We start from the raw sequence: 25,252 nt of genomic DNA, 5'->3' as shown, positions 1-25,252 counted from the left end.
ATTTCCATGGAAGAGCGTCGCCAACATAGCCGCCATGGCACCGAGATGCAGCTGGAGGTCTTCGACCTCAACAGCGGGCAGCGCCTTGGCCGTATCGTCGACCTGTCCGCGGACGGTTTCATGCTGTTCAGCGACACCCCGCATACGGCCGATGCCGTGCTGGAGTGCCGCCTGGTCTGCACCTCGGAAACCCATGGCCTGCAGGAAGTGCACCTCGGGGCGGACTGCCTGTGGAGTCGGCCGGGTGCCGACGGCCAGCATTGCTGGGCCGGCTTCCATATCATCGACCTGGCCGAGGACCAGGCCAAGGCACTGGAAGCGCTACTGGCCAAGCTGTAGCCCCGCCCGCCTGGCGCAGATGGCCACCGCGCCCTCTGCGCCACAACGAAAAACGGAGCCCGCAGGCTCCGTTTTTTTCATCCACCGGACGCTTACTGCGCCAGCTTCTTGTAACGCACGCGGTGCGGTTGCGCGGCGGCGTCGCCCAGGCGCTTCTTGCGATCAGCTTCGAACTCGGTGTAGTTGCCTTCGAAGAAGTTGACCTTGGCATCGTCCTCGTAGGAGAGGATGTGGGTGGCGATGCGGTCGAGGAACCAGCGATCGTGGGAAATCACGATGGCGGCGCCAGGGAAGTCCAGCAGCGCGTCTTCCAGCGCACGCAGGGTTTCCACGTCGAGGTCGTTGGACGGTTCGTCGAGCAGCAGCACGTTGCCGCCCTGCTTCAGGGTCAGGGCCATGTGCAGACGGCCACGCTCACCACCGGAGAGGTCCTTGACGAACTTCTGCTGGTCGGCGCCCTTGAAGTTGAAGCGGCCGACGTAACCACGCGACGGCACCTCGTAGTTGCCCACCTTGATCATGTCGAAGCCGTCGGAGACCTGCTCCCACACGGTCTTGTTGCCTTCGAGCGCCTCGCGGCTCTGCTCGACGCTGGCGATCTGCACGGTTTCACCGATCTCGATGTGACCGGAGTCCGGTTGTTCCTTGCCGGTGATCATGCGCAGCAGGGTCGACTTACCGGCACCGTTGCCGCCGATCACACCGACGATGGCGCCTTTCGGGATGCTGAACGACAGGTCGTCGATCAGTACGCGGTCGCCGAACGACTTCGACACATTGACGAAGTCGATGACCTTGTCGCCCAGACGCGGACCGGCCGGGATGTAGATCTCGTTGGTCTCGCTGCGTTTCTGGAATTCCTGCGACTGCATTTCCTCGAAGCGCTGCAGACGCGCCTTGGATTTCGACTGACGCGCCTTGGCGCCCTGGCGAACCCACTCCAGTTCGGCCTTCATGGCCTTGGCGTGCGACGCCTCGGCCTTGGCTTCCTGGGCCAGACGGTTGGACTTCGATTCCAGCCAGCCGGAGTAGTTGCCCTCGTAGGGGATGCCGTGGCCACGGTCGAGTTCGAGAATCCAGCCGGCGACGTTGTCGAGGAAGTAACGGTCGTGGGTGATCGCCACCACGGTGCCGGGGAAATCGTGCAGGAAGCGCTCCAGCCAGGCCACCGAGTCGGCGTCCAGGTGGTTGGTCGGTTCGTCCAGCAGCAGCATGTCGGGCGCCGACAGCAGCAGACGGCACAGCGCCACACGGCGCTTCTCGCCACCGGAGAGGTGCTCGATCTTGGCGTCCCAGGCCGGCAGACGCAGGGCGTCGGCGGCGACTTCCAGCTGGCGCTCCAGGTTATGCCCATCGGCGGCCTGCAGAATGGCTTCCAGCTTGGCCTGTTCGGCGGCCAGCGCATCGAAGTCGGCATCCGGCTCGGCATAGGCGGCGTACACCTCGTCAAGACGTGCCTGGGCCTGCTTGATCTCGCCTACTGCCTCTTCGACGATGTCGCGCACGCTCTTGGTCGGGTCCAGCTGCGGTTCCTGCGGCAGGTAACCGACCTTGATGCCGGGCATGGGACGGGCTTCGCCGTCGATCTCGGTGTCGACGCCCGCCATGATGCGCAGCAGCGTCGACTTGCCGGCGCCGTTGAGGCCGAGCACACCGATCTTGGCGCCCGGGAAGAACGAGAGAGAGATGTCCTTGAGGATTTCACGCTTCGGCGGGACGACCTTGCTGACCCGATGCATGCTGTAGACGTACTGAGCCATGGAGAACCTGACTGGTGAGAATGAGAGCTGAAAAAGTGGCGCACCCGGCACGCGTGGCGAAAACGTCGTGGGGACGCTGAACGTGCGATGCGCAACCGTCGTTTGCCGTCTACGGCCGTTTTCGCGACCTCCGCAGCCTGACAACGTGCAGAGACCTTAGCCGCCACGGAGAGGAACGCCAAGTATGGCGCGGACAGTTTGCGCACGCGGCGCAAAGCTACCGCAATGCAGGCGACAGGGCAAACTACGCTCGTCGAGCGGAACTGGCACTTGGCCACATTTACAGGCATTCTAGCCGGCTGACGTGAGCAGAGGCCCGCTCGCGCTTGTCATAGCAGATACAACCCCGCACTGGCTGCAGGCTCATAGAACGTGTCGACTCCCTCATCCCAGCCGAACTCCCCCACGGGCGAGTCGCGTGCGCCAAGGCGTCGCGAAGCGCTGCGGCGTGCGCTGGTGGTCCTGGTGCTGGCGATTCTGGGTCTGCTGGCCTGGCAACTGGTGCAGGAACATCGGCAACTGCTCGGCAGTCAGAAGCAGCTCAGCCTCAGCTACGGTGAACAGCTGGCCAAGCACCTGAGCCTGAGCATGCGCCTGAAGGCCCAGGCCGGGCAGGCCATGCTGCACAGCGCGGAGGACGCCAAGCACAGTGACGCCGAACTGCTCGGCACGCTGCGCAGCATTTTCCCGACCCTCAGCAGCATGGCCTGGTTCGACGCCAACGGTCAGTTGCTCAGCGACAGCTTCGCCAGTGCGAATGACCGCAGCTTCATTCGCAACCAGCTGCAGCGCAGCGCTTCGGCTGCCTACCATTTCGCCTTCAGTGCCCAGGACGGCGGCGCCCTGTACCTGCTGCTGCGGCAGGCCGACGGCAGCCATCGCGTCCTGCGCATGAGCACCAAGGCGCTGAGGAACTGGCTGCGCGAGCAACACCAGAGCGAACACGACTGGCTGCTCGAGGACCAGCAGAGCCTGCGCGTCATCGCCCGGGCCGACCACCTGCAGCAGGCGGCCGGCAGCATCGCACCGGTCACCGGCGCCGAGCAGGCGCAGAGCCTCGCGCAGATTCCCCTGCCCGGCAGCGACTGGCAGCTGCGCCCGCTCTTCGATGCCGATCGCGCCAGCAACGAGCTGATGCCAGCGCTGGCCGGCAAGTTCCTGCTGTTCGTCCTGTGCTCGTTGCTGACGCTCCTCGCCCTCTACGGCCTGCAACGCGAGCAGCGCCGCCTGCAGCGCCTGAACACCGAATCGCGGCGCTCGCTGCATCGCGCCGCCAGTGCGCTCGGGGCAGTCGAAGAGCGCATTCTCGTGACCCAGTCCGATGGCAAGCTGCGCTACCTCAACCCGCAGGCCGAGGCGCTGTTCGGCCTCAGCAGCGAGGCCGCCTGGGACCTGCACCTGCTCGACCTGCTGCCCGACCTCGATCCGTTGCTGCTCAACAGCCCGCAGCTGGCCGGCGACCCTGGCCCCGAGCTGGTCCGGGTGGAGCGCCAGGGCAGCGCCCGTCTGTTCGCCGTGACCCGCAGCGACATCGGCGACGCCGGGCCAAGGGGTGGCTACGTCTGGGTACTGCGCGACGTGACCGACGAGCAGCAGGCGATGCGCGTGCTGCAGGAGACCCGCAGGCGCTATCAGGACATCTTCGACGGCACCGGGGTCGCCCTCTGCGTGCTCGACCTCTCCGGCCTGCGCAGCCTGCTGCTGCAGAACAAGCTGCGCGATGCCGCCGGCCTCCAGCGCTGGCTGAAAGCCGATGCCCAGCACCACACACTGCTGCTGGATCAACTGCGCATCACCGAGGCCAATCAGGTGGCGCTCAACCTGCTCGGCGTCAAATCCATCGAGCAGGCCTGGCATCAGCTGATCGACAGCGGCCCGATCAGGCCGGACGACCTGCGCTACCGGCTGGCGGTCGCCGTGCTCGAAGGTCCCAACCTGGTGGAGCTGGAGACCCAGCTGGTCACCGCGCAGGGCCTGCAGCGCCATGTCTGGCTGGTCCTGCGCCTGCCGGAGATGATCCAGGACTACCAGGCCGTGACGCTGAGCATCAGCGACATCACCAGCCGCAAGCGCATCGAGCTGTCGCTGATCGAACGCGAGCGCTTCTGGTCCGAGGTGGTACGTTCGGTACCCGACCTGCTCTACGTGCATGACATGCAGAACCGCCAGGTGCTGTTCAGCAACCACAGCCTCGGCCTGCAACTCGGCTACAGCAAGGCCGAGCTGCGCAGCATGCGCGAGGATTTCTGGGAGCAGGTGCTGCACCCGGACGACAGCGACTACTACTGGCGTATCCGCAACCTGCAGAAAGTGGTCGGCGACGGCCTGCTGCTCGAGTCGGTGCTGCGCTGGCGCCACCGCGACGGCCAGTGGCGCTGGTTCAGCATCCGCGAGCAGGCCCTGGCGCGCGATGAGCGGGGCCGGGTAAGCCGCCTGATCGGCGTCGCCAAGGACATCACCGAACAGATCGAGCGCAACCAGTCACTGCGCGACAGCGAGCAGCGCTATCGCCTGCTGGCGGAGAGCATCAGCGACGTGATCTTCTCCACCGACAGCAGCCTGGCGCTGAACTACGTCAGCCCCTCTGTCGAACCGGTGCTGGGCTACTCCGTCAACTGGGTCATGGCCAACGGTTTCGCCAACATGGCCGCCAACCCGCAGCAACTGGTCGGCCTCAACCACCTGCTCGAACGCATTCGCGATGCACTCGGCGAACGCGATCGCCTCAACCGCCTGCGCGACGAACTGCCGGACCAGTTGTTCGTGTTCGACTGCCTGCGCGCCGACGGCCACAAGATCCCGGTGGAGCTGCGCCTGGTGCTGATGTGGGACGAGAACGGTCGCTTCGAGGGCATCCTCGGCGTGGGCCGCGACATCAGCCAGCAGCGCCGCGCGGAAAAGGACCTGCGCATGGCGGCGACGGTCTTCGAACACTCCACTGCCGCGATCCTGGTGACCGACCCGGCCGGCTACATCGTTCAGGTCAACAAGGCGTTCAGCCGGGTCAGCGGCTATTCCGCCGGCCAGGTGCTCGACCAGTTGCCCGGCATGCTCACCGCCGATCGCCAGCAGGCGACGCACATGCAGTACATCCTCGGCCAGCTCAACCAGCGCGGCAGCTGGGAGGGCGAGGTCTGGCTCAAGCGCAAGGGTGGCGAGAACTTCCCGGCCTGGGTCGGCATCACCGCGGTGCACGACGAGGAAGGCGACCTCGTCAGCTACGTGTGCTTCTTCAGCGACATCAGCGAGCGCAAGGCCAGCGAGCAGCGTATCCACCGCCTGGCCTACTACGACGCCCTCACCCACCTGCCCAACCGCACGCTGTTCCAGGACCGGCTGCACAGCGCCCTGCAACATGCCGAACGGCATGACGAGTGGGTGGTGCTGATGTTCCTCGACCTCGATCGCTTCAAGCCGATCAACGATTCGCTGGGCCACGCGGCCGGCGACCGCATGCTCAAGGACGTGGCCGTGCGCCTGTCGGCCTGCGTCGACGGTGACGACACCGTCGCGCGCATGGGCGGCGACGAATTCACCCTGCTGCTGCAACCGCGCGCCAGCCGCGAAGGCGCACTGAACCGCGCCATCCATGTCGCCGAACAGATTCTCGCCAGCCTGGCACGCCCCTTCGTGCTCGAAGGACGCGAGTTCTTCGTCACGGCCAGCATCGGCATCGCCCTCGCCCCGCAGGACGGTGACGAGCTGAGCCAGCTGATGAAGAACGCCGACACCGCCATGTACCACGCCAAGGAACGTGGCAAAAACAACTTCCAGTTCTACCAGGCCGACATGAACGCCAGCGCCCTGGAGCGCCTGGAGCTGGAGAGCGACCTGCGCCATGCTCAGGAACAGGGCCAGTTCGTCCTGCACTACCAGCCACAGTTCTCCGGCGACGGCCGCCGCCTGACCGGCGTCGAGGCCCTGCTGCGCTGGAACCACCCGAGCCGTGGCCTGGTACCGCCGGACGATTTCATCCCGGTGCTGGAAGAACTCGGGCTGGTGGTACAGGTCGGCGAATGGGTCCTGGAAGAAGCCTGCCGCCAGCTCAAGGCCTGGCATGACGAGAAGATCCGCATCCCCAAGGTCTCGGTCAACCTCTCCGCCCGTCAGTTCGCCGAAGGCGACCTGAGCGCGCGCATCGCCGCCGTCATCGAACGCACCGGGCTGCCGCCAGCCTGCCTGGAGGTCGAGCTGACCGAGAGCATCCTGATGCACGACGTGACCAGCGCCATGCAGACGCTGCACGAGCTCAAGCGCCTGGGCCTGTGCATCGCGGTGGATGACTTCGGCACCGGCTACAGCTCGCTGAACTACCTCAAACAGTTCCCCATCGACGTGCTGAAGATCGACCGCAGCTTCGTCGACGGCCTGCCGGAGGGCGAGCAGGATGCGCAGATCGCTCGCGCCATCATCGCCATGGCCCACAGCCTGAACATGATGGTGATCGCCGAAGGCGTGGAGAGCCAGGCACAACTGGACTTCCTGCGCGAGCACGGCTGCGACGAGGTGCAGGGCTACCTGCTCGGGCGGCCGGTGCAGGCCCAGCAGTTCAGCGCCCAGTTCAACGCTGCCGAGCTGTTCATGCTCATCTGAACGACGCGCATGAGGGCCACTTGTCTGCCTCATGACCGACCTTCATATGCCTGAATGCGACCTTTGCGGTAGAATCCGCCCCTTAATTTCTTCCGCCCAACTGGTTTTCAGGGGATTGCCATGTTCAGCCGTGATTTGAATCTCGCTCGTTTTGACGCCGAACTCTTTGCCGCGATGGAGCAGGAAGCTCAGCGCCAGGAAGAGCACATCGAGCTGATCGCCTCGGAAAACTACACCAGCCCGGCGGTGATGGAAGCCCAGGGCAGCGTGCTGACCAACAAGTACGCCGAAGGCTACCCGGGCAAGCGCTACTACGGTGGCTGCGAGTACGTCGACGTGGTCGAGCAACTGGCCATCGACCGTGCCAAGGAACTGTTCGGCGCCGACTACGCCAACGTCCAGCCGCACTCCGGCAGCCAGGCCAACAGCGCCGTGTACATGGCCCTGCTCAACGCTGGCGACACCGTGCTGGGCATGAGCCTGGCCCACGGCGGCCACCTGACCCACGGCGCCAGCGTCAGCTTCTCCGGCAAGATCTACAACGCCGTGCAGTACGGCATCAACGACCAGGGCCTGATCGACTACGACGAAGTCGAGCGCCTGGCCGTCGAGCACAAGCCGAAGATGATCATCGCCGGCTTCAGCGCCTACTCGCAGGTACTGGACTTCCCACGCTTCCGCGCCATCGCCGACAAGGTCGGTGCCTACCTGTTCGTCGACATGGCCCACGTCGCCGGCCTGGTCGCCGCCGGCCTGTACCCGAACCCGGTGCCGTTCGCCGACGTGGTCACCACCACCACCCACAAGACCCTGCGCGGTCCGCGCGGTGGCCTGATCCTGGCGCGCAAGAACGAAGAGTTGGAGAAGAAGTTCAACTCCGCCGTCTTCCCAGGCGGCCAGGGCGGCCCGCTGGAGCACGTCATCGCCGCCAAGGCCGTGTGCTTCAAGGAAGCGCTGCAGCCCGAGTTCAAGGCCTACCAGGCCCAGGTGATCAAGAACGCCCAGAGCATGGCTCAGGTGTTCATCGAAAACGGCTACGACGTGGTTTCCGGCGGCACCGAGAACCACCTGTTCCTGCTGTCGCTGATCAAGCAGGACATCACCGGCAAGGACGCAGACGCCGCCCTGGGCCGCGCCTACATCACCGTGAACAAGAACAGCGTGCCGAACGACCCGCGCTCGCCGTTCGTCACCTCCGGCCTGCGCATCGGCACCCCGGCCGTGACCACTCGCGGCTTCAAGGAAGACGAGTGCCGCCAGCTGGCAGGCTGGATCTGCGAAGTGCTGGCCAATATCGGCAACGATAAAGTCGAAGGCCGCGTGCGCGAGCAGGTCAAGGCCCTGTGCGCCCGCTTCCCGGTCTACGGCAACTGAGGCTCAGCCTGAAATGAAGAAGCCCGCCGATCGGCGGGCTTCTTTTTGCCTGGGATTCAACGCAGCACGTCAGGCCGGTTGTTTCACATAGCGCGCCAGCTGGGCGTCGCGGCTCATCACGTCGAGGGTGGCGGCCAGTACCTGCTCGCTGGTGGCGTCGGCCTGGCTGAAGATGCTGCCGAAATTGTCGTGGGTGACCTTGGCGAAGTGTGCACGGTCCTTGGCCTCCACACCCAGCAGGGTGGCGTAGGCATCCAGCGCCTCGCCCTCACCGACCGCCATGTCTTCGGCGATGGAGTCGAGCATGCCGTTCATCGCCAGCATGGAGCGACCGTTGTAGCCCAGCGCACCGCTGGTGTCGCAGCCGTTGGTACCGGAGGTCATGCCAAAGGTGGCATTGCCCGAGGTGCCGTTGGTGGTGGTAGCCAGGAAGTGCGGCGCCATGCCGCGCTGCCCTTCGAACAACATGTTGCCCCAGCCGCAGCCATTGCCACCGGCTGCGTCGGCGAATGCGCCAACACTGGCCATACTCAACAGGCCAAAGACCAAACCCTTGCCCAGCAGTCGCTTGCTCATATCTATCGCTCCGCAATATCGAGTAGTAAAAACCGCATAAGGAGCTTTGGCGACACTTGCCCACCTGTCAAACTGATGTGTATCTGTCGTGAGCCACGACGTGGCGCACATCACACGACCAACAGCCTTGACTATAGTGATGTAAACACCTCAGGAGCATGGGCATGAGTGAACCAGCCAATGAGCGTCGGCGCTTCCAGCGCATCGCCTTCGACGCTCCCACCGTAATCGCCCAGGGTGAGCGGCAATGGAAGGCAGCGCTGCACGACATCTCACTCAAAGGCCTGCTGATCAGGACGCCGCGCGACTGGAGCGGTGACCCGGATCAGCCGTTCGAGGCGCTGGTGGAACTGGGCGGCGAAGCCCGGGTGAAGATGGAGGTGGTGCTGACCCGTACGCAGCCTCACTACCTCGGCTTCGTCTGCCGCCATATCGACCTCGAATCCATCAGCCACCTGCGCCGCCTGGTCGAACTCAACCTTGGCGATGAAGAGCTGCTGGAGCGCGAACTGGCGGCACTGGGCGAAGGCGACTGAGCCGATCAGTGACGCAGGCAGGCAGCCTCGGCCTGCTCGCGGCGCTGACGTCGCGCCTGGAGACGCTGCGCCTCGCGGCGAGCATCGCGCGACTCGACAGCCTTGGCGTCGAAGTTGAAAGCACGGGAAAAGAAATCGAAGAACAGGAACATGAGGGTGTCTCCTTGGTTGGATACACCTTCATGCTGCGCGTAGGTAGCCTGCTACCTATTGATCCCGGTCAATTCCGCCCAGAGCCCCCTCGCGGCAGAACGCCGCAGCCCCGAAGCTACTCGAACAACGCATCCAGCGCCTGCTCCAGGCGCGTCACCGCGATGATCTGCAATCCTGCCGGCGCTTCCTTCGGCGCATTGCCCTTGGGCACGATGGCGCGCTTGAAGCCATGCTTGGCCGCTTCCTTGAGGCGCTCCTGGCCACTGGGCACCGGGCGGATCTCGCCGGACAGGCCGATCTCGCCGAACACCAGCAGGTCATGTTGCAGCGGGCGGTTGCGCAGGCTGGAGATGACCGCCGCCATCAGCGCCAGATCCGACGCCGTTTCCAGCACCTTCACCCCGCCGACCACGTTGAGGAACACGTCCTGGTCGTAGGTGGGGATGCCGCCATGGCGATGCAGCACGGCCAGGAGCATCGCCAGGCGATTCTGGTCCAGGCCCAGGGTGACACGGCGCGGGTTGCCCAGGTGGCTGGTGTCGACCAGCGCCTGCACCTCCACCAGCATCGGCCGCGAGCCCTCCCAGGTGGCCATCACCACGCTACCGGGCACCGCCTCCTGGGCACGGGTGAGGAAGATTGCCGAGGGGTTGGAGACTTCCTTTAGGCCCTTGTCGGTCATGCCGAACACGCCCAGTTCATTCACCGCGCCGAAGCGGTTCTTCACCGCGCGCAGCAGGCGCAGGCGCCCGTCGGACTCGCCCTCGAAATACAACACCGTATCGACCATGTGCTCCAGCACCCGCGGGCCGGCCAGCGCGCCTTCCTTGGTGACGTGGCCGACCAGGAAGATCGCCGTGCCGCTCTGCTTGGCGAAGCGCACCAGCAGCGCCGCGCTCTCGCGTACCTGGGCAACGCCGCCCGGCGCGGACTGCAGCTGCTCGGTGAAGATGGTCTGGATCGAGTCGATCACCATGACCTTGGGCTTTTCCTGACGGGCGGTGGCGATGATCGACTCGATGCAGGTCTCGGTCATCACCTTGAGCTTGTCCTGCGGCAGGTCCAGGCGCCGGGCGCGCATGGCCACCTGCTGCTGCGACTCCTCGCCGGTGACGTACAGGGCCGGGAAGCGCTGGGCGACATTGCACAGGGTCTGCAGCAGGATGGTCGACTTGCCGATGCCCGGATCACCGCCGATCAGCACCACCGAGCCATCCACCAGGCCGCCGCCCAGCACCCGGTCCAGCTCACTGGAGGCGGTGGAGAAACGCGGAATCTCCTCGACGCTGACCTCGGCCAGGGTCTTGATGTTGGCCTTGTCACCCGCCCAGCCGCTGCGCCCACTGGGCGTGGCGCCCTCGACCACGGTTTCCACCAGGGTATTCCAGGCGCCGCACTCACCACACTGCCCCGCCCACTTCGGGAAGGTGGCGCCGCACTCGGTGCAGCCGTACATGCGTTTTGCCTTGGCCATGGGGTAGTCGTCCTGCCTGTTCAACGAAGGCTGGAACGATACCGAACAACTGGATAAATTTACAGACCAGGTCTATTTCACGTGGATACGCTCATGCAGATCGAACTGCTGCCCACCAGCGCCGAACAGCTTCCGCTGCTCGCCAACCTGTACCAGTTCTATGCCTACGAAAGCTCCGACTGGGAGCAGGAGGACGTGGAAACCGACGGACGCTTCTACATCCACGAGCCGCACCTGCAACGCTACTGGCAGGACGCCGGCTGGAGCGCACAGCTGGTCCTCGCCGACGGCTTCATCGCCGGCTTCGTGCTGATCGAGCGCAGCGAGCTACCCGGCATCGACGCCCCGGAGTTCGCCGACCTGTTCATTCTGAAGAAGTACCGCCGTCGGGGTATCGGCCGTGCGCTGGTGCAGCAGTTGATGGGCGATGGCCAGCCCTGGCTGCTGCGCTACTACTGCCAGGACGAACTGGCCCGGGCCTTCTGGCAACGGCTGCTGAGCGAGTGGCCCAGACCCGCGCGGGCGATCTGGACGGAGGATGAAGCGGACGGGCTGCTCACCTACCTGATCAACCCGCCGGTGCATTGAGACCTGGGCCGGGGCTCAGTCCTTGCAACCGTTGCCGCAACCGCAGCACTGCCCGCTGGCACGCTTGAGCTGCCGAGCCAGTTCATCCTTGAGCGCGACGCGGTTGAGCTTGAGCGCCTGCAGGGAAACGTCGTCGAGCAACTCGATGCCGTCTTCGATCCGGCAGATGCGCTTGTCCAGCACCTCGTACTCCTCGGCCTGCCTGGCGAAGAGCGCATCGCCCTGGCGCAGGCGCTGCAGGGCGTCGCGATGCTCGGGGAAATCATGGATCAGGGGGTGATGATCGACGTGCATGGTGCAGCTCCTGGCTAAGGTGTTGATCGCAGCCTAGCCCGCCGCCGTCGCCCCGCCTTTGACCCTGATCAAGCCCCCATCAGGTAGCCCCGTGCAGCAGGTCCGCGATCTCGTCCTTGAGGCCGACGCGCTGTAGCTTGAGCCCCTGCAGCATCAGATCATCGGCGACCGAACGGCCGTCCTCTATCTCGTAGATGCGCTTGTCCAGTGCCTCGTACTCCTCCGCCAGCCTGGCGAAGCGCGCGTCGCTCTGCATCAGCTTGCGCAACGCATCGTGCTGCTGCGGAAATTCTCGGTTGAGCGGGTGATGTTCAAGCGGCATGGAGGACCCTCCCGGAGATCGTCCTATTCAGCCTAGTCGAAGCTGCGCCAGGCGTAGCCCCGCCACACGAGCGCAGCAGGCACCGAGAGGAAATGAAATGTTGCAGCTTGCGCGCATTGCGCAGCCTGTTTTCCGTTAAATTGGCAGGCCCTTGGTTACCAACACCCCTACATGACACTCCTGATAGCGTTCGCTGTCCTCTCCATCCTGGTTTCGTTCATCTGTTCCATCCTCGAAGCCGCGCTGCTCTCCCTCACGCCCAGCTACATCGCTCAGCAGAAGCTCGAACGACCGCGCCTGTATGAACGCCTGAAGGCGCTCAAGGACAAGATCGACCAGCCGCTGGCGGCCATTCTCACGCTGAACACCGTTGCCCACACGGTCGGCGCCACAGGCGTCGGCGCGCAGGTGACCATTGTCTTCGGCGATGGCTACCTGGGTGCCGCCTCGGCGATCATGACCCTGCTGATCCTGGTGCTCTCGGAAATCCTGCCGAAGACCATCGGTGCACGCTACTGGCGTACCTTCGCGCCCTTCCTGCCCGGTCTGCTGCAGGCGATGATCCTGCTGCTCAAGCCGTTCATCTTCATGTCCGACCTGATCATGCGCCTGTTCGGCGGCAAGGAGCCGGAGCATGACGTGCGCCAGGAGATCAAGGCCCTGACCCTGCTCGGCCGCGAAGTGGGCTCGCTCGACGAGGACGAGCAGCGTGTGATCGGCAACATTCTCGACCTGCACGAGATTCGACTGCGCGACATCATGACCCCGCGCATCGTCTGCGAATCGGCCGCGCCGGACGAGTCCATCGCCGCGTTCAAGGCCCGCGCCCGGTTGAGCCAGTTCTCCCGCTACCCGGTGATCGGCGAGGACGAGTCGCCGCTGGGCGTGGTGTTTCGCTACGACGCCCTGACCGCCGAGGATGATTCGGCAGCGCTGACCAGCATCATGAAACCGCTGAAGGTGGTGCCGGAAAGCATGAACGCCGAGAACCTGATGACCCAGCTGATGCAGGAGCGTCAGCACATGTGCCTGGTGTACGACGAGTTCGGCAGCTGGCGCGGCCTGGTGACGCTGGAAGACATCATGGAAACCATCATCGGCAAGCCGATCCTCGACGAGACCGACGACATCCCCAACATGCGCCGCTTCGCCAAGCGCCGCTGGGAGCATCGCATCAAGGCGATCCGCGCAGAGGACTGATCACCAGTAGTTCTCCACCGCCACCTGGCCCGGACGCCGGGTCAGGCTCAGGTTCAGGCCACGGGCCTTCAGGCGCTGGCGGATATCGTCGATCATCTGCGGGTTGCCGCAGATCATCACCCGCGAGTCCTCGGGCGTCAGTTGCAGGCCCGCCGCGCGCTCCAGTTCGCCGTTGTCGAGCAGTTCGGTGATGCGCGCCCCCAGGCAGCCCGCCGCCGGCTCGCGCGTCACCACCGGCAGGTAGGTGAGCTTGTGTGCGAACTCGGCCAGGTGCTCCAGGCCGGCGAATCCCGTGATCATCGACTGGTAGGCCAGTTCGGCGCGGGTGCGCGCGCTGTACACCAGCACAATGCGTTCGAAACGCTGCCACACCTCGAAGTCCTGGAGGATCGACAGGAACGGCGCGATACCGGTACCGCTGCCCAGCAACCAAAGGTCGCGGCCGTCGACGAAACGGTCCAGCGTCAGGTAGCCGGTGGCTTGTCGTTCCACCAGCAGGCTGTCGCCAGCGCGCAGACGGCTCAGCTCGCTGGTGAACTCGCCCCCCGGCACCACGATGGAGAAGAACTCGAGGAACTCGTCGTGCGGCGCGGATACCAGCGAGTAGGCGCGCCAGACCTGCGTGCCATCGGCCTTCTCCACGCCGAGACGCACGAACTGCCCGGCGCGAAAGCGGAAGCCGGCAGCGCGTGTGGTGCGCAGGGTAAACAGACTCGGTGTCAGGCCCTGCACGTCCAGCAGTGTCTGACGGGTGAACTTGTCTTCGCTGACGGTCATAATCGCCTCCTCATCGAATACCCGCCCAGTCTGGCGCAATCGGCCGACGACAAACACCGAAGGTTTGCATGCCTACTCTCGATACCCCCTTCGCCAGCCTCGACCTGCTGCGCCAGCCGCACCAGCCGAACGAGCCGCTGCAAGCCTTCGACGCTGCCGACGAGTACCTGCTCAATCATCTGCATGAGCAGGGCATCCAGGCAGACACCCGGGTGCTGCTGCTCAACGACAGCTTCGGCGCCCTGGCCTGCTCGCTGGCGAGCCACTGCCAGGTGACCAGCAGCAGCGACTCGCACCTGGGCTTTCTCGCCCTGACCAGGAACCTCGCCAGCAATGGCCTCAGTGCGGACGCGGTGAGCTTCGTTCCGGCCAGCGCCAGTGCGCAAGGCCCGTTCGACTGGGTGCTGATCCGCGTGCCCAAGACCCTGGCCCTGCTCGAAGAACAGTTGATTCGCCTGCATGGTCAGCTGGCCCCCGGCGCGCGGGTGGTCGCCGGCGCCATGGTCAAGCACCTGCCACGTGCCGCTGGCGATCTGCTGGAGAAATACCTGGGCCCGGTGCAGGCCTCACTGGCGGTGAAGAAGGCGCGCCTGCTACAGGTGAGCGTCGCCGACAAAGGCGCAGCGAGCTCGCCCTACCCGACACGCTACCGCCTGGACACCCCCGCGCTGGAGCTGGTCAACCACGCCAACCTGTTCTGCCGCGAAGGCCTGGATATCGGCACCCGGGCGTTCCTCCCGCACCTGCCGCAGCACCTCGATGCGCGCCGGGTGGCCGATCTCGGTTGCGGCAACGGCGTGCTCGGCATCGCCTATGCCCTGAACAATCCACAGGCCGAACTGACGCTGGTGGACGAGTCGTACATGGCCGTGCAATCGGCGCAGGAAAACTGGCGCGCGGCGCTGGGGGAACGGCCGGCGATCATCCGTGCGGGCGACGGCCTGGCCGAGCAGCCGGCCGACTCGCTGGACCTGGTGCTGTGCAACCCGCCTTTCCATCAGCAGCAGGTGGTCGGCGACTTCCTCGCCTGGCGCATGTTCCAGCAGGCCCGCGCCGCGCTGGTAACGGGCGGCGAGCTGTGGATCGTCGGCAACCGTCATCTCGGTTATCACGCCAAGCTCAAGCGCCTGTTCCGTGGCGTCGAGCAGGTCGCGGCCACGCCGAAGTTCGTCGTGCTCAAGGCCAGCAAGTAAGCGCCGCGCAGCCCCGACGCTCTCCGTAGCCCGGATGCAATCCGGGGCACGCGCAGGACCTACAACGTCAGGGTGAAGCGCGACAGCAAGGCACCGGGCAGCGCCATGGAGCCGGTCTGGCGGGCGCCGTAGGTGCCTCCGGGCAGCAGCAGCTCGGGCGTTCGGCCCAGCGCCTCCAGATGCTCGCCGAAGAAGCTGAACAGCGAGTCGTCGAAGCGCATGGTACTGACCGGGGCCTGGATCTCGCCGTCCTCGACCCAGAAGGTGGCGAAGCGGGTCATGCCGGTCAGGCGCCCGGCCGGCAGGTCGGAGAAATTGCAATACCACAGGTTGCCGATGTACAGACCGCTACCTAGGCGCGCCAGCACCTCGCCTTCCTCCAGTTCGCCGCCGTGCACGCGCAGCGACAAGGGGTATTCGCCGCTGCACGCGCCGTTGGCGGTCAGGCCGTATTCGGCGGCGCTGCGCGAGCTGACCAGGCGCTCGCCGGGCTGCCCGGCACGGATCAGCGTCACGGCCTGCCGCGGCCCTTCGCGGGTGAACGCCGGCGCCAGGCCGCCCTCGATACGCTCATCCATGCTCAACAAGGGGCTGAGCGCGGCCTTGCCGCTGAACAGGCGCTGCAGCGGGCTGCCACCTGAGGCCAGCGCCTGCGCACCGAAGCCCCAGCAGAACAGGCCGAACAGCTCCTCCAGCGCCGCCGGGCTCAGGTAGGCGCGATAGTCCCCCGGCGCCAGCGCCCGCAGCGGTCGCCCGAGGTAGGCCAGTTGCTGGCGCGCGCCATGCAGCTTGCCGGCGAAGACCTCGGCATCCCAGCGCTCGCCGGCGTAGGTGCTTTTCACCGCCTGCGCGTTGCCGTGGAACAGACTGAACTCGAGATTGAAGCTGCTTGCCACGTGCCAGCCAAAGGCCCCCCAGGAGCTGGCGAAGCCCTGATACTGCGGCCCGGCGGCGAGAAAGCCAACCAGGTCCAGACCCTGCGCCAGCTCGCTGATCTGCACGGCCATGGCGGCGGCATCCTGCGGCGCGACCGCGTCGCTCGATTCGCTGCGCCAGGCCTCGCGGTTCAGGCGCAGATACGGATCTTCGGGCAGGCCCGGCAGGATGGCGCGCAACTGCTGCACAGCCTGCTGCAGCAACGGCAGGTCGGCCTCCCGCTCGCCACTGAGCGCCAGCTTGCTCTCGGCATGGCGCAGGCCCCGGTACAGCGCCAGGGTGACGTACACCTGGCGTACCGTACCGGCCTGGCGCACACGGCCCTGATTGAAACGAATGAAGGCCGAGTCCTCGGCGTTGTAGCCAAGGGTGAAGCCTTCTTCACCGGCCAGTTGCTCCTGCAGGAAGGCGAGCAGCCCGTTGAAATGCTCACGCGCGCGCATCAGGCCGCCCCTCCGAACACATCGATGTCAGCGAACACGCAGGCCGGCGAGGCATGACCGACGCGAATCACCTGATTGGGCTCGCCCTTGCCACAGTAGGGCGTGCCCAGCACCTCGAAGGTGCTGGCATCGCCCACCGCCCGCAGGTTGCGCCAGAACTGCGCGCTGATGCCGCGATAGTTGGGGTTCTTCACCACGCCCTTGAGCTCACCGTTCTCGATCAGTTGACCCCACTCGCAGCCGAACTGGAACTTGTTGCGCGCGTCGTCGATGGACCAGGAGCGGTTGTTGCTCATCAGGATGCCCCGCTCGATGCCACCGATCAGCGCGTCCAGACGCTTGTCGCCCGGCTCCAGATTGAGATTGGCCATGCGATCGATCGGCGGCCGGTTCCAGCTGCAGGCACGGCTGTTGGCGACGCCCGGCAGGCCACTGCGCCACTGCGACAGCGCGCCGCCGAGGGGGCGCTGGAGAATGCCGTCGCGGATCAGCAGCTCGCGCCTGGCGGGCGTGCCGTCATCATCGAAGCCGTAGCTGGCCAGCTCGCCGGGGACATCCGGAGCGAAGCTGACGTTGAGCAGGGGCGAGCCGTAGCGGTAGTGACCGAAGTCCTCCTGGCGGATGAAGCTGGTGCCGGCGAAGTTGCGCTCGTCGCCGAGGATGCGGTCCAGCTCCAGCGGATGGCCGATGGATTCATGGATCTGCAGGATCATCTGGTCCGGCAGCAGCAACAGGTCGCGCGCACCGCTGGGCGTGTTCGGCGCCAGCAGCAATTGCAGCGCCTCGTCGGCGATGCGCGCGGCGCTGCCGGGCACCCCCAGTTGCCCAAGCACCTCGGCGCCACCCTGGCGCGCCAGGTGGGTCCCGCCGAAGCTGCGGCTCTGGCTGTCGTTGCCGTCGCTGGCGGTCACGCCCACCTGCGGGAACACGTAGCGCTGAGCACGGCGCAGGCGGGCCCCTGCACTGTTGAGGTAGATCTGCTGGTGATCGGTGAAGACCAGGCCCAGGTGGCTGTCCACCAGCCGGCTGTCCTGCGGGATGCCCGCTGCCTCGCTGAGCAGCCAGTCGAACCAGTGCGCCGGTTGCGCCGGCGACTGTGCGTAGCCCGGCATGACGTCATCGGCGCACGCCTGCGGCACCGGCTGCGCCAGCACGTCCAGCAAGTGCCGGCCAGCCAGGGCACGGGCAATCGCCTCGGCCCGCTCCAGCGCGTCCTGCAGGCCGCACTGGCTGATGTCGCTGGTCGCCGCATAGGCCTCGACGCCCGCGATACGCACCGTGAGCATGGCGCCGCCGTCCAGCGAGAATGACGGTGCCTGCGCCACGCGCCGGCGTACCCAGTAGGACTCCCGGCCTTCCTGGACATGACGCAGCGCCCAGAAGTCAGCCGTGGATTTCAGCGCGGCAAAGCGCCGCTGCAGGGTGTCGCTGAGGGCGAACATCGGGCCTCCTTGGCAAACGACCAGAGACGGCCAGTATGGGAACAACCCGGCAGAGGATCAATTGCGCCCTCAGCCCGGCGTGCCCAGCCCCGCTGCGCTCATGAACAGGCGCAGCAGCCAGGCCACCGCGCCGAGGGCAGTGACGCTGCAGGCCCAGATCAGCACCAGCCAGCCCAGGCGCTGCCACAGCGGCTTCTTCTCTTCGACTTCGGTCATATCGCCTCTCTCGCCCTCGATTCAACGCGCCACCCGCCGGAGCCCGCTGCCAGCGCAGCAGGCTTCGCGCAGATTCTCAGTGGTAGCCATCATCCACCGTGACCTTGCCGCGGAACACGTAGTAGCTCCAGGCGGTGTACATGAGGATGAAGGGAATGATGAACAGCGCCCCCACCAGCATGAAGCCCTGGCTCTGCGGCGGTGCAGCGGCCTGCCAGATGCTGATCGACGGCGGGATGACGTTCGGCCACAGGCTGATGCCCAGGCCGCTGTAGCCGAGGAAGATCAGCACCAGGGTGAGCACGAACGGCGAATAGTGCGCGTTGTCGGCCACCGCCTTGAGCAGCGCCCAGGTGCACAGCAGCACCAGCACCGGTACCGGCATGAACCAGAACAGGTTGGGCAGGCTGAACCAGCGTTCGGCGATGGGCGCATGGGCGAACGGCGTCCACAGGCTGACGATGGCCGTCACGCCGAGCAACACCAGCACCAGCGGTCGCGCCATGTCGTGCATCTGCTGCTGCAGGCGGCCTTCGGTCTTCATGATCAGCCAGGTGCAGCCGAGCAGCGCGTAGGCCGCGATCAGGGCCAGCCCGCAGAACACCGAGAACGGCGTCAGCCAGTCGAAGGCGCCACCGGCGAAGGTGCGATCGACCACTTCGAAACCGTCGATATAGGCGCCCAGCGCCACGCCCTGACAGAAGGTCGCGGTCAGCGAACCGCCAATAAAGGCCTTGTCCCACAGATGCCGCTTGGCGGCCTTGGCCTTGAAGCGGAACTCGAAGGCCACACCGCGGAAGATCAGCCCCAGCAGCATCAGGATCAGCGGCAGGTAGAGCGCATCCAGCACCACCGCATAGGCCAGTGGGAAGGCGCCGAACAGCGCCGCGCCACCGAGCACCAGCCAGGTCTCGTTGCCGTCCCAGACCGGCGCGACGGTGTTCATCATCACGTCGCGCTCGCCGTCGTCACGGACGAAGGGGAAGAGGATGCCGATGCCGAGGTCGAAGCCATCCATCACCACGTACATCATCACACCGAAGGCGATGATCACCGCCCAGATCAGCGGAAGGTCGATACCCATGTTCAGTTCCTCTCCGGCAAGCTGTCGGTTTCACCGTCTTCCAGGCCTTCTTCCGCAGCGGACATCGGCCGTGCCGGGGTCCGCGGCTGGCCAGGCCCGCCTTCGGTGCTGTCCTTGCCCTCGTCGATCTTCGGTCCCTTGCGCACCAGGCGCAGCATGTAGCCGATACCGGCGCCGAAGAGCACGAAATACACCAGCACGAACAGCGCCAGGGTGATGCCCATCTGCGCCGCACTGTGCCCGGACGAAGCATCGGCGGTGCGCATCAGGCCATGGATGATCCACGGCTGGCGGCCGATCTCGGTGGTGTACCAGCCGGCGAGAATGGCGATGATCCCCGAGGGTCCCATCCACACCGCCAGGTGCAGGAACGGCCGCGACTGGAACAGGCGCCCGCCGCGCCGCAGCCAGGTGCCCCAGAGGCCGACCAGGATCATCAGCAGGCCCATGGCGACCATGATGCGGAAGGTCCAGAAGACGATTGTGGAGTTGGCCCGGTCCTCCGGGGCGAATTCCTTGAGCGCCGGTACCTGCTTGTCCAGGCTGTGGGTCAGGATCAGGCTGCCGAGCGCGGGAATCTCCACCTTGAAACGCGTCTCCTCGCGCTGCATGTCCGGCCAGCCGAAGAGGATCAGCGGCGTCGGCTCGTCACCGACGTTCTCCCAGTGGCCTTCGATGGCGGCGATCTTCGCCGGCTGGTACTTCAGCGTATTGAGGCCATGCAGGTCGCCGATGAAGGCCTGTACCGGCGCCACCAGCAGCGCCATCCATACCGCCATCGAGAGCATCTTGCGGATCGCCGGGTTGTCGCGCCCGCGCAGCAGGTGCCAGGCCGCCGACGAACCGACGAAAAAGGCGGTGGCGAGGAAGGCCGCCGTGGCCATGTGCGCCAGGCGATAGGGGAACGACGGGTTGAACACCACGGCGAACCAGTCCACCGGAATCACCCGCCCGTCGACGATCTCGAAGCCCTGCGGGGTATGCATCCAGCTGTTGGAGGCGAGAATCCAGAAGGTCGAGATCAGCGTGCCGATGGCCACCATCACCGTGGAGAAGAAATGCAGGCCCGGGCCGACGCGGTTCCAGCCGAACAGCATGACGCCGAGGAAGCCCGCCTCGAGGAAGAACGCGGTGAGCACCTCGTAGGTCAGCAACGGTCCGGTGATCGCCCCGGCGAAGTCGGAGAAGGCGCTCCAGTTGGTACCGAACTGATAGGCCATGACCAGGCCGGAGACCACCCCCATGCCGAAGTTGACCGCGAAGATCTTCGACCAGAAGTGGTAGAGGTCGCGGTACACGGTGTTGCCGCTCTTCAGCCACAGCCCTTCGAGCACGGCCAGATAACTGGCCAGACCGATGGTGATGGCGGGAAAGATGATGTGGAACGAAATGGTGAAGGCAAACTGGATTCGGGCGAGATCGAGCGCCTCTAGGCCGAACATGTTACATCCTCATTCAGGGTTATCTCGGCCCCGGCACGCAAAGCCGAGCCATAGACTCCGAGTGTTGGAGTCGAACGCGCTGGAATTGTTCTTATGAAATGAGCAACGGCCGGCAAGCCGCTGGAGACGACGCGCGAAACGCGGCATTGATCTGGATCAATGCACGTTGAAAGACTAGCCGCTAACGGGCCACCTGGCGCTGTGGTGATTTGCCGCGTGACAGGCCGCCACAGGTGCCGCGCTCAACGGCCAAGTTCGGCGAGCAGCCACTGGCGGAACGCCTTGAGCGAGGGCAGCACCGCGTTGCGCGGCGGATAGGTCAGGCAGTAGGTGCGCTGGCTGGGAATCGCTTCGCCGACGCGCAGCAGATGGCCATGACGCACGTCGTCCTCCACCAGCAACTGCGGCACCAGGCCCACGCCGATACCGCTACGCACTGCCTGCAACAGGTGCGAGGTCAGCTCGAAGTTGGGCCCGCTGCGCATGCGCTCCGGCGCCAGGCCATGGCGGGCGAACCAGCTGGCCCAGAGCGGCGGATGGCTGGCCACCTGCAGCAGCGTCTGCGCGGCGATGGTCTCGGCGTCGACCACCTCGCCCGCCGCCAGCAGCGCGGGGCTGGCGACCACCACCATGGTTTCTTCCAGCAGCGGGTGCACCACCAGTTCCGGCCAGTCGCCGCTGCCGACGGTGATCGCGGCGTCGATCTCGCCGTCGGCGAAATCCACCGCCTGGATACGCGAATGCACATGCACCTGCACGCCGGGGTTGGCCGCGTAGAAGCGATTCAGCCGGGGCAGCAGCCAGGTCGAGCCGAAGGTTGGCAACAGCGCCAGGCGCAAGGTGCCCATGCCGGAGCCATAGGCCACCGCCTGCAGCGTGGCGCTGCGGATCTGCGCCAGGGCATCGCCGAGTTCGCGCAGGTACAACCGGCCCACGTCGGTCAGCACGATGTTGCGCCCCTCGCGGCGAAACAGGCGCACGCCCAGCTGCGCCTCCAGCGCCTGCACCTGACGACTGACCGCACTCTGCGTCAGCGACAGCTCCCTGGCTGCACGGGTGTAGCTCTCGTGCCGGGCAGCGGCCTCGAAGGCCAGCAGCAGCGACATCGAAGGCGTCAGGCGCCGGTGATTCATTCATATTCCTCATGAATTGATCGCGAAAAATACCCTTGTAGCACGGTCATGGCCCTTGGAAAATCGACATTATCCATAACGATACCGAGCCGTAGCCCTTCGCATTCAGAAGGTTTGAACGGCCATCTGCCGAGAACCGACCATGATTGCCCGCATTCCCACGCCCGCCGCACCGGCGGCCCCCTACCTGGCCTTTCTCGACGCCCTGCGCGGCGCCGGCTTCCGCGGCGAGATCGCCCGCGATCACGCCAGCCGCACGGTACTGGCCACCGACAACTCGATCTACCAGCGCCTGCCGCAGTCGGCGGTGTTCCCGCTGGATGCGGAAGACGTGCAGGTCCTGGCCCGTGTCGCCGCCGAACCGGCCCATCGCAGCGTGCGCCTGACTCCGCGCGGCGGCGGCACCGGCACCAACGGCCAGTCGTTGACCGACGGCGTGGTGGTGGACCTGTCGCGGCACCTCAACCGGATTCTCGAGATCAACCCTGCAGGGCGCTGGGTGCGGGTGCAGAGCGGCGTGGTCAAGGACCAGCTCAACGCCGCCCTCGAGCCGCACGGCCTGTTCTTCGCCCCGGAGCTGTCCACCTCCAACCGCGCCACCATCGGCGGCATGATCAACACCGACGCCAGCGGCCAGGGCAGCTGCACCTACGGCAAGACCCGCGACCATGTGCTCGAACTCGACAGCGTGCTGCTCGGCGGCGAGCGCCTGCGCAGTGCCGCACTGGACGACGAGCAACTGGCCCAGCAGCTGGCGCGCCAGGACCGGATCGGCGAGCTGTACCGCTGCGCCGAAGCCATCCAGCGCGAGAAGGCCGAGCTGATCGAGGCGCGCTTTCCCAAGCTCAACCGCTGCCTGACCGGCTACGACCTGGCGCACCTGCGCGAGGCCGACGGGCGCTTCAACCTCAACAGCGTGCTGTGTGGCGCCGAAGGCTCGCTGGGGCTGATCGTCGAGGCCAAGCTCAACGTACTGCCGATCCCGCGCTACTCGGTGCTGGTCAACGTGCGCTACGCCAGCTTCATGGACGCCCTGCGCGATGCCCGCGCGCTGCTCGAACATCAGCCGCTATCGATCGAGACGGTGGACTCCAAGGTGCTCCTGCTGGCCATGCAGGACATCGTCTGGCATGGCGTGGCCGAGTACTTCCCGCAGAATCCGGACATCCCGACCCTGGGCATCAACCTGGTGGAATTCAGCGGCGATGAGCCGGAGGAAGTCGACGCCCGCGTCGCCGCCTTCGCCCGGCACCTGCAGCACGACAGCAGCGTGCAGCGCCTGGGCCACACCCTGGCGACAGGCCGCGCCGCCGTGACCCGCGTGTACGCCATGCGCAAGCGCGCGGTGGGCCTGCTCGGCAACGTCGAGGGCGAGGTGCGCCCGCAGCCGTTCGTCGAAGACACCGCCGTGCCGCCGGAGCATCTCGCCGAGTTCATCGCCGAGTTCCGTGCCCTGCTCGACGGCCACGGCCTAGCCTACGGCATGTTCGGCCACGTCGACGCCGGCGTGCTGCACGTGCGCCCGGCACTGGACATGAAGGACCCGGCCCAGGCGGCCATGGTACGGCCGATCTCCGACGCCGTGGCCGAGCTGACCCAGCGCTACGGCGGGCTGCTCTGGGGCGAGCACGGCAAGGGGGTGCGCTCGGAATACGCGCCGGCCTTCTTCGGCGAGCTGTACCCGTCGCTGCAGGCGCTGAAGCACGCCTGCGACCCGCACAACCAGCTCAACCCGGGCAAGATCGCCACGCCGCTGGGCAGTGACGAAGCCCTGCTGAAGATCGACGAAGTGGTGATGCGCGGCGACCTGGACCGGCAGATCGACGAGCGCGTGTGGCAGAGCTACGGCAGCGCCGTGCACTGCAACGGCAACGGCGCCTGCTACAACTTCGACCCCAACGACGCCATGTGCCCGTCCTGGAAGGCCACCCGCGAACGCGTGCAATCGCCCAAGGGCCGCGCCTCGCTGATCCGCGAATGGCTGCGCCTGCAGGGCCTGGCCGGCGTCGACGTGCTGGCCCCGGTCGCCAGCGGCCCGTTGCAGTTCCTGCGCACGCTGCCCGAGCGCTGGCGCAACAGCCGCCAGGGTGGCGACGACTTCTCCCACGAGGTCTACGACGCCATGGCCGGCTGCCTGGCGTGCAAGTCCTGCGCGGGGCAATGCCCGATCAAGGTCAACGTGCCGGAATTCCGCTCGCGCTTCCTCGAGCTCTACCACCGCCGCTACCTGCGCCCGCTGCGCGACTACCTGATCGGCTCGCTGGAGTTCAGCCTGCCGCTGCTGGCCCACCTGCCCTGGCTGTACAACGCGCCGATGGGCTCGCGCCTGGTCAATACGCTGCTGGCCGAGCGCCTGGGCATGGTCGACAGCCCGAGGCTCAGCGACTTCGACTTTCGCGCCACCTGCCGGCGCTTCGCCGTGCAGACGGCGACGCCAAAGCGCCTGGCCGAACTGGACGAGAGCCTGCGCGCCACGAGCCTGATCCTGGTGCAGGACGCCTTCACCCGCTACTTCGAGACGCCGGTGTTCGCCGCCTTCATCGAACTGGCCAGCCGCCTCGGCTATCGGGTACTGCTGGCGCCCTACTCGGCCAACGGCAAGCCGCTGCACGTTCAGGGCTTCCTCGGCGCCTTCGCCCGCACCGCCCGGCGCAATGCCCGGCGCCTGCAGGCACTGGCGAACTTCGGCATTCCGCTGGTGGGCCTGGACCCGGCCATGACCCTGGTCTACCGCCAGGAATACGCCAAGCTCGACGGCCTCGACTGCCCAGCGGTGCTGCTGCCGCAGGAATGGCTGGCCGAGGTACTGCCGAGCAGCGACGCCGAGGCGCCGAGCGGCAGCTACCGGCTGCTGGCACACTGCACCGAGAAGACCAACGCCACCGCGGCCACGGCCCTGTGGGGCCAGGTGTTCCGCCAGGCCGGCCTGCAACTGGCGACACAGGCCACCGGCTGCTGCGGCATGTCCGGCACCTACGGGCACGAGGCGCGCAACCTGGAGACGTCACGGGCGATCTTCGCCCAGTCCTGGGAGCCGGCCCTGGCTCGTGAGGACGCCGGCGAAGCACTGGCCACCGGCTACTCCTGCCGCAGCCAGACCCAGCGCCTGCGCCAGCAGCGCCTGCGCCACCCGATCGAAGCGCTGCTGGAGCACCTGCGCGCGCGCGGCTAGGGCGCCACGCTGCGGCAAGACACCCGCGAGGCTGTACGGCTTCGCACCGGGCTGAGCGCTGCAGCAGGGCAAAAAAAAGGTTCATCGCGCTTTCCCGGGGAAGGCGGCCTTGATTTTCAGGAAGAAATAGTCAGAGTCCCGGAAGCCATAGGCCATCCGCTTGATCACCTTGATGCGGTTGTTCACGCCTTCCAGGACGCTGGTG

At 66.2% G+C, this 25,252-nt stretch carries 22 protein-coding genes; 8 read left to right on the top strand and 14 right to left on the bottom strand.

What is annotated here, in order from left to right; translation table 11 throughout:
* The first annotated feature begins 6 nt into the window (after nt 1-6).
* Nucleotides 7-339: a PilZ domain-containing protein gene (locus tag EWH21_RS05040; RefSeq protein ID WP_037046209.1), complete on the top strand. Its 333-nt coding sequence runs from the start codon at nt 7-9 to the stop codon at nt 337-339.
* A 92-nt stretch (nt 340-431) separates the two neighbouring features.
* On the opposite strand, the gene ettA is transcribed toward EWH21_RS05040, so the two are convergent.
* On the bottom strand, nt 432-2,099 hold the full coding sequence (ettA, locus tag EWH21_RS05035; protein ID WP_047589915.1) for an energy-dependent translational throttle protein EttA: 1,668 nt from the start codon (nt 2,097-2,099) through the stop codon (nt 432-434).
* A 372-nt stretch (nt 2,100-2,471) separates the two neighbouring features.
* Between ettA and EWH21_RS05030 the strand changes: the two genes are divergently transcribed.
* Nucleotides 2,472-6,692: an EAL domain-containing protein gene (locus EWH21_RS05030; protein WP_277699958.1), complete on the top strand. Its 4,221-nt coding sequence runs from the start codon at nt 2,472-2,474 to the stop codon at nt 6,690-6,692.
* A 120-nt stretch (nt 6,693-6,812) separates the two neighbouring features.
* Nucleotides 6,813-8,066 carry a serine hydroxymethyltransferase gene (gene glyA, locus EWH21_RS05025; RefSeq protein ID WP_277699957.1) on the top strand — a complete coding sequence of 418 codons (1,254 nt, stop codon included), beginning with the start codon at nt 6,813-6,815 and terminating at the stop codon, nt 8,064-8,066.
* A 69-nt stretch (nt 8,067-8,135) separates the two neighbouring features.
* On the opposite strand, the gene EWH21_RS05020 is transcribed toward glyA, so the two are convergent.
* Nucleotides 8,136-8,642 carry a DUF3015 domain-containing protein gene (locus EWH21_RS05020; protein WP_037046200.1) on the bottom strand — a complete coding sequence of 169 codons (507 nt, stop codon included), beginning with the start codon at nt 8,640-8,642 and terminating at the stop codon, nt 8,136-8,138.
* A gap of 164 nt (nt 8,643-8,806) precedes the next feature.
* On the opposite strand from EWH21_RS05020, the gene EWH21_RS05015 reads away from it, so the two are divergent.
* Complete coding sequence (locus tag EWH21_RS05015) at nt 8,807-9,178, top strand: PilZ domain-containing protein (protein ID WP_277699956.1); 372 nt, start codon at nt 8,807-8,809, stop codon at nt 9,176-9,178.
* Between the two features lie 5 nt (nt 9,179-9,183).
* Here the strand turns inward: EWH21_RS05015 and EWH21_RS05010 are convergent, their stop codons facing one another.
* Both EWH21_RS05010 and radA read right to left on the bottom strand, forming a co-directional pair.
* Entirely contained in the window at nt 9,184-9,330 is a 147-nt protein-coding gene (locus EWH21_RS05010) for a hypothetical protein (protein WP_167494354.1), read from the bottom strand.
* Between the two features lie 116 nt (nt 9,331-9,446).
* Complete coding sequence (radA, locus tag EWH21_RS05005; RefSeq protein WP_037046196.1) at nt 9,447-10,805, bottom strand: DNA repair protein RadA; 1,359 nt, start codon at nt 10,803-10,805, stop codon at nt 9,447-9,449.
* Between the two features lie 93 nt (nt 10,806-10,898).
* Between radA and EWH21_RS05000 the strand changes: the two genes are divergently transcribed.
* Entirely contained in the window at nt 10,899-11,393 is a 495-nt protein-coding gene (locus EWH21_RS05000; protein WP_152487858.1) for a GNAT family N-acetyltransferase, read from the top strand.
* A gap of 15 nt (nt 11,394-11,408) precedes the next feature.
* On the opposite strand, the gene EWH21_RS04995 is transcribed toward EWH21_RS05000, so the two are convergent.
* Together EWH21_RS04995 and EWH21_RS04990 are read right to left on the bottom strand one after the other, a co-directional pair.
* On the bottom strand, nt 11,409-11,687 hold the full coding sequence (locus tag EWH21_RS04995) for a DUF465 domain-containing protein (protein WP_037046191.1): 279 nt from the start codon (nt 11,685-11,687) through the stop codon (nt 11,409-11,411).
* Between the two features lie 79 nt (nt 11,688-11,766).
* Complete coding sequence (locus tag EWH21_RS04990) at nt 11,767-12,009, bottom strand: DUF465 domain-containing protein (protein WP_037046189.1); 243 nt, start codon at nt 12,007-12,009, stop codon at nt 11,767-11,769.
* Nucleotides 12,010-12,180: 171 nt separating this feature from the next.
* Here EWH21_RS04990 and EWH21_RS04985 point away from each other — a divergent pair, with 171 nt between their 5' ends.
* Nucleotides 12,181-13,209, top strand: a complete 1,029-nt coding sequence (locus EWH21_RS04985) for a hemolysin family protein (RefSeq protein WP_037046186.1) — start codon at nt 12,181-12,183, stop codon at nt 13,207-13,209.
* On the opposite strand, the gene EWH21_RS04980 is transcribed toward EWH21_RS04985, so the two are convergent.
* Nucleotides 13,210-13,986 (bottom strand): ferredoxin--NADP reductase, encoded by a 777-nt coding sequence (locus tag EWH21_RS04980; protein WP_134676939.1) that lies wholly within the window; start codon nt 13,984-13,986, stop codon nt 13,210-13,212.
* A gap of 68 nt (nt 13,987-14,054) precedes the next feature.
* On the opposite strand from EWH21_RS04980, the gene EWH21_RS04975 reads away from it, so the two are divergent.
* Complete coding sequence (locus EWH21_RS04975; RefSeq protein WP_277699955.1) at nt 14,055-15,179, top strand: methyltransferase; 1,125 nt, start codon at nt 14,055-14,057, stop codon at nt 15,177-15,179.
* 59 nt (nt 15,180-15,238) lie between these two features.
* Here EWH21_RS04975 and EWH21_RS04970 read toward each other — a convergent pair whose 3' ends face one another.
* The 6 genes from EWH21_RS04970 to EWH21_RS04945 form a co-directional block, all read right to left on the bottom strand.
* Complete coding sequence (locus tag EWH21_RS04970) at nt 15,239-16,558, bottom strand: metallopeptidase TldD-related protein (RefSeq protein ID WP_277699954.1); 1,320 nt, start codon at nt 16,556-16,558, stop codon at nt 15,239-15,241.
* On the bottom strand, nt 16,558-18,000 hold the full coding sequence (locus tag EWH21_RS04965) for a TldD/PmbA family protein (protein ID WP_152487853.1): 1,443 nt from the start codon (nt 17,998-18,000) through the stop codon (nt 16,558-16,560). Before EWH21_RS04965 ends, EWH21_RS04970 begins: the two co-directional genes overlap by 1 nt.
* Before the next feature lie 69 nt (nt 18,001-18,069).
* Nucleotides 18,070-18,216, bottom strand: a complete 147-nt coding sequence (locus EWH21_RS04960) for a DUF2474 domain-containing protein (protein ID WP_277699953.1) — start codon at nt 18,214-18,216, stop codon at nt 18,070-18,072.
* Nucleotides 18,217-18,292: 76 nt separating this feature from the next.
* Nucleotides 18,293-19,300, bottom strand: a complete 1,008-nt coding sequence (gene cydB, locus EWH21_RS04955; RefSeq protein WP_037046165.1) for a cytochrome d ubiquinol oxidase subunit II — start codon at nt 19,298-19,300, stop codon at nt 18,293-18,295.
* 2 nt (nt 19,301-19,302) lie between these two features.
* The gene (locus EWH21_RS04950; RefSeq protein ID WP_277699952.1) at nt 19,303-20,742 is read right to left on the bottom strand and encodes a cytochrome ubiquinol oxidase subunit I; all 1,440 of its coding nucleotides are present in this window, start codon (nt 20,740-20,742) and stop codon (nt 19,303-19,305) included.
* A gap of 242 nt (nt 20,743-20,984) precedes the next feature.
* The gene (locus EWH21_RS04945) at nt 20,985-21,875 is read right to left on the bottom strand and encodes a LysR substrate-binding domain-containing protein (RefSeq protein ID WP_134676945.1); all 891 of its coding nucleotides are present in this window, start codon (nt 21,873-21,875) and stop codon (nt 20,985-20,987) included.
* Between the two features lie 142 nt (nt 21,876-22,017).
* On the opposite strand from EWH21_RS04945, the gene EWH21_RS04940 reads away from it, so the two are divergent.
* Complete coding sequence (locus tag EWH21_RS04940) at nt 22,018-25,047, top strand: FAD-binding and (Fe-S)-binding domain-containing protein (RefSeq protein ID WP_277699951.1); 3,030 nt, start codon at nt 22,018-22,020, stop codon at nt 25,045-25,047.
* 81 nt (nt 25,048-25,128) lie between these two features.
* On the opposite strand, the gene EWH21_RS04935 is transcribed toward EWH21_RS04940, so the two are convergent.
* On the bottom strand, nt 25,129-25,252 hold a 124-nt coding region (locus EWH21_RS04935; protein WP_277700592.1), incomplete at its 5' end, for a transposase.

It is taken from the genome of Pseudomonas sp. REST10 (assembly GCF_029542605.1).
GTDB lineage: Bacteria > Pseudomonadota > Gammaproteobacteria > Pseudomonadales > Pseudomonadaceae > Aquipseudomonas > Aquipseudomonas khazarica.
The sequence above is the reverse complement of the archived record's forward strand: the minus strand, read 5'-3'. Positions and strand labels throughout refer to the sequence as shown.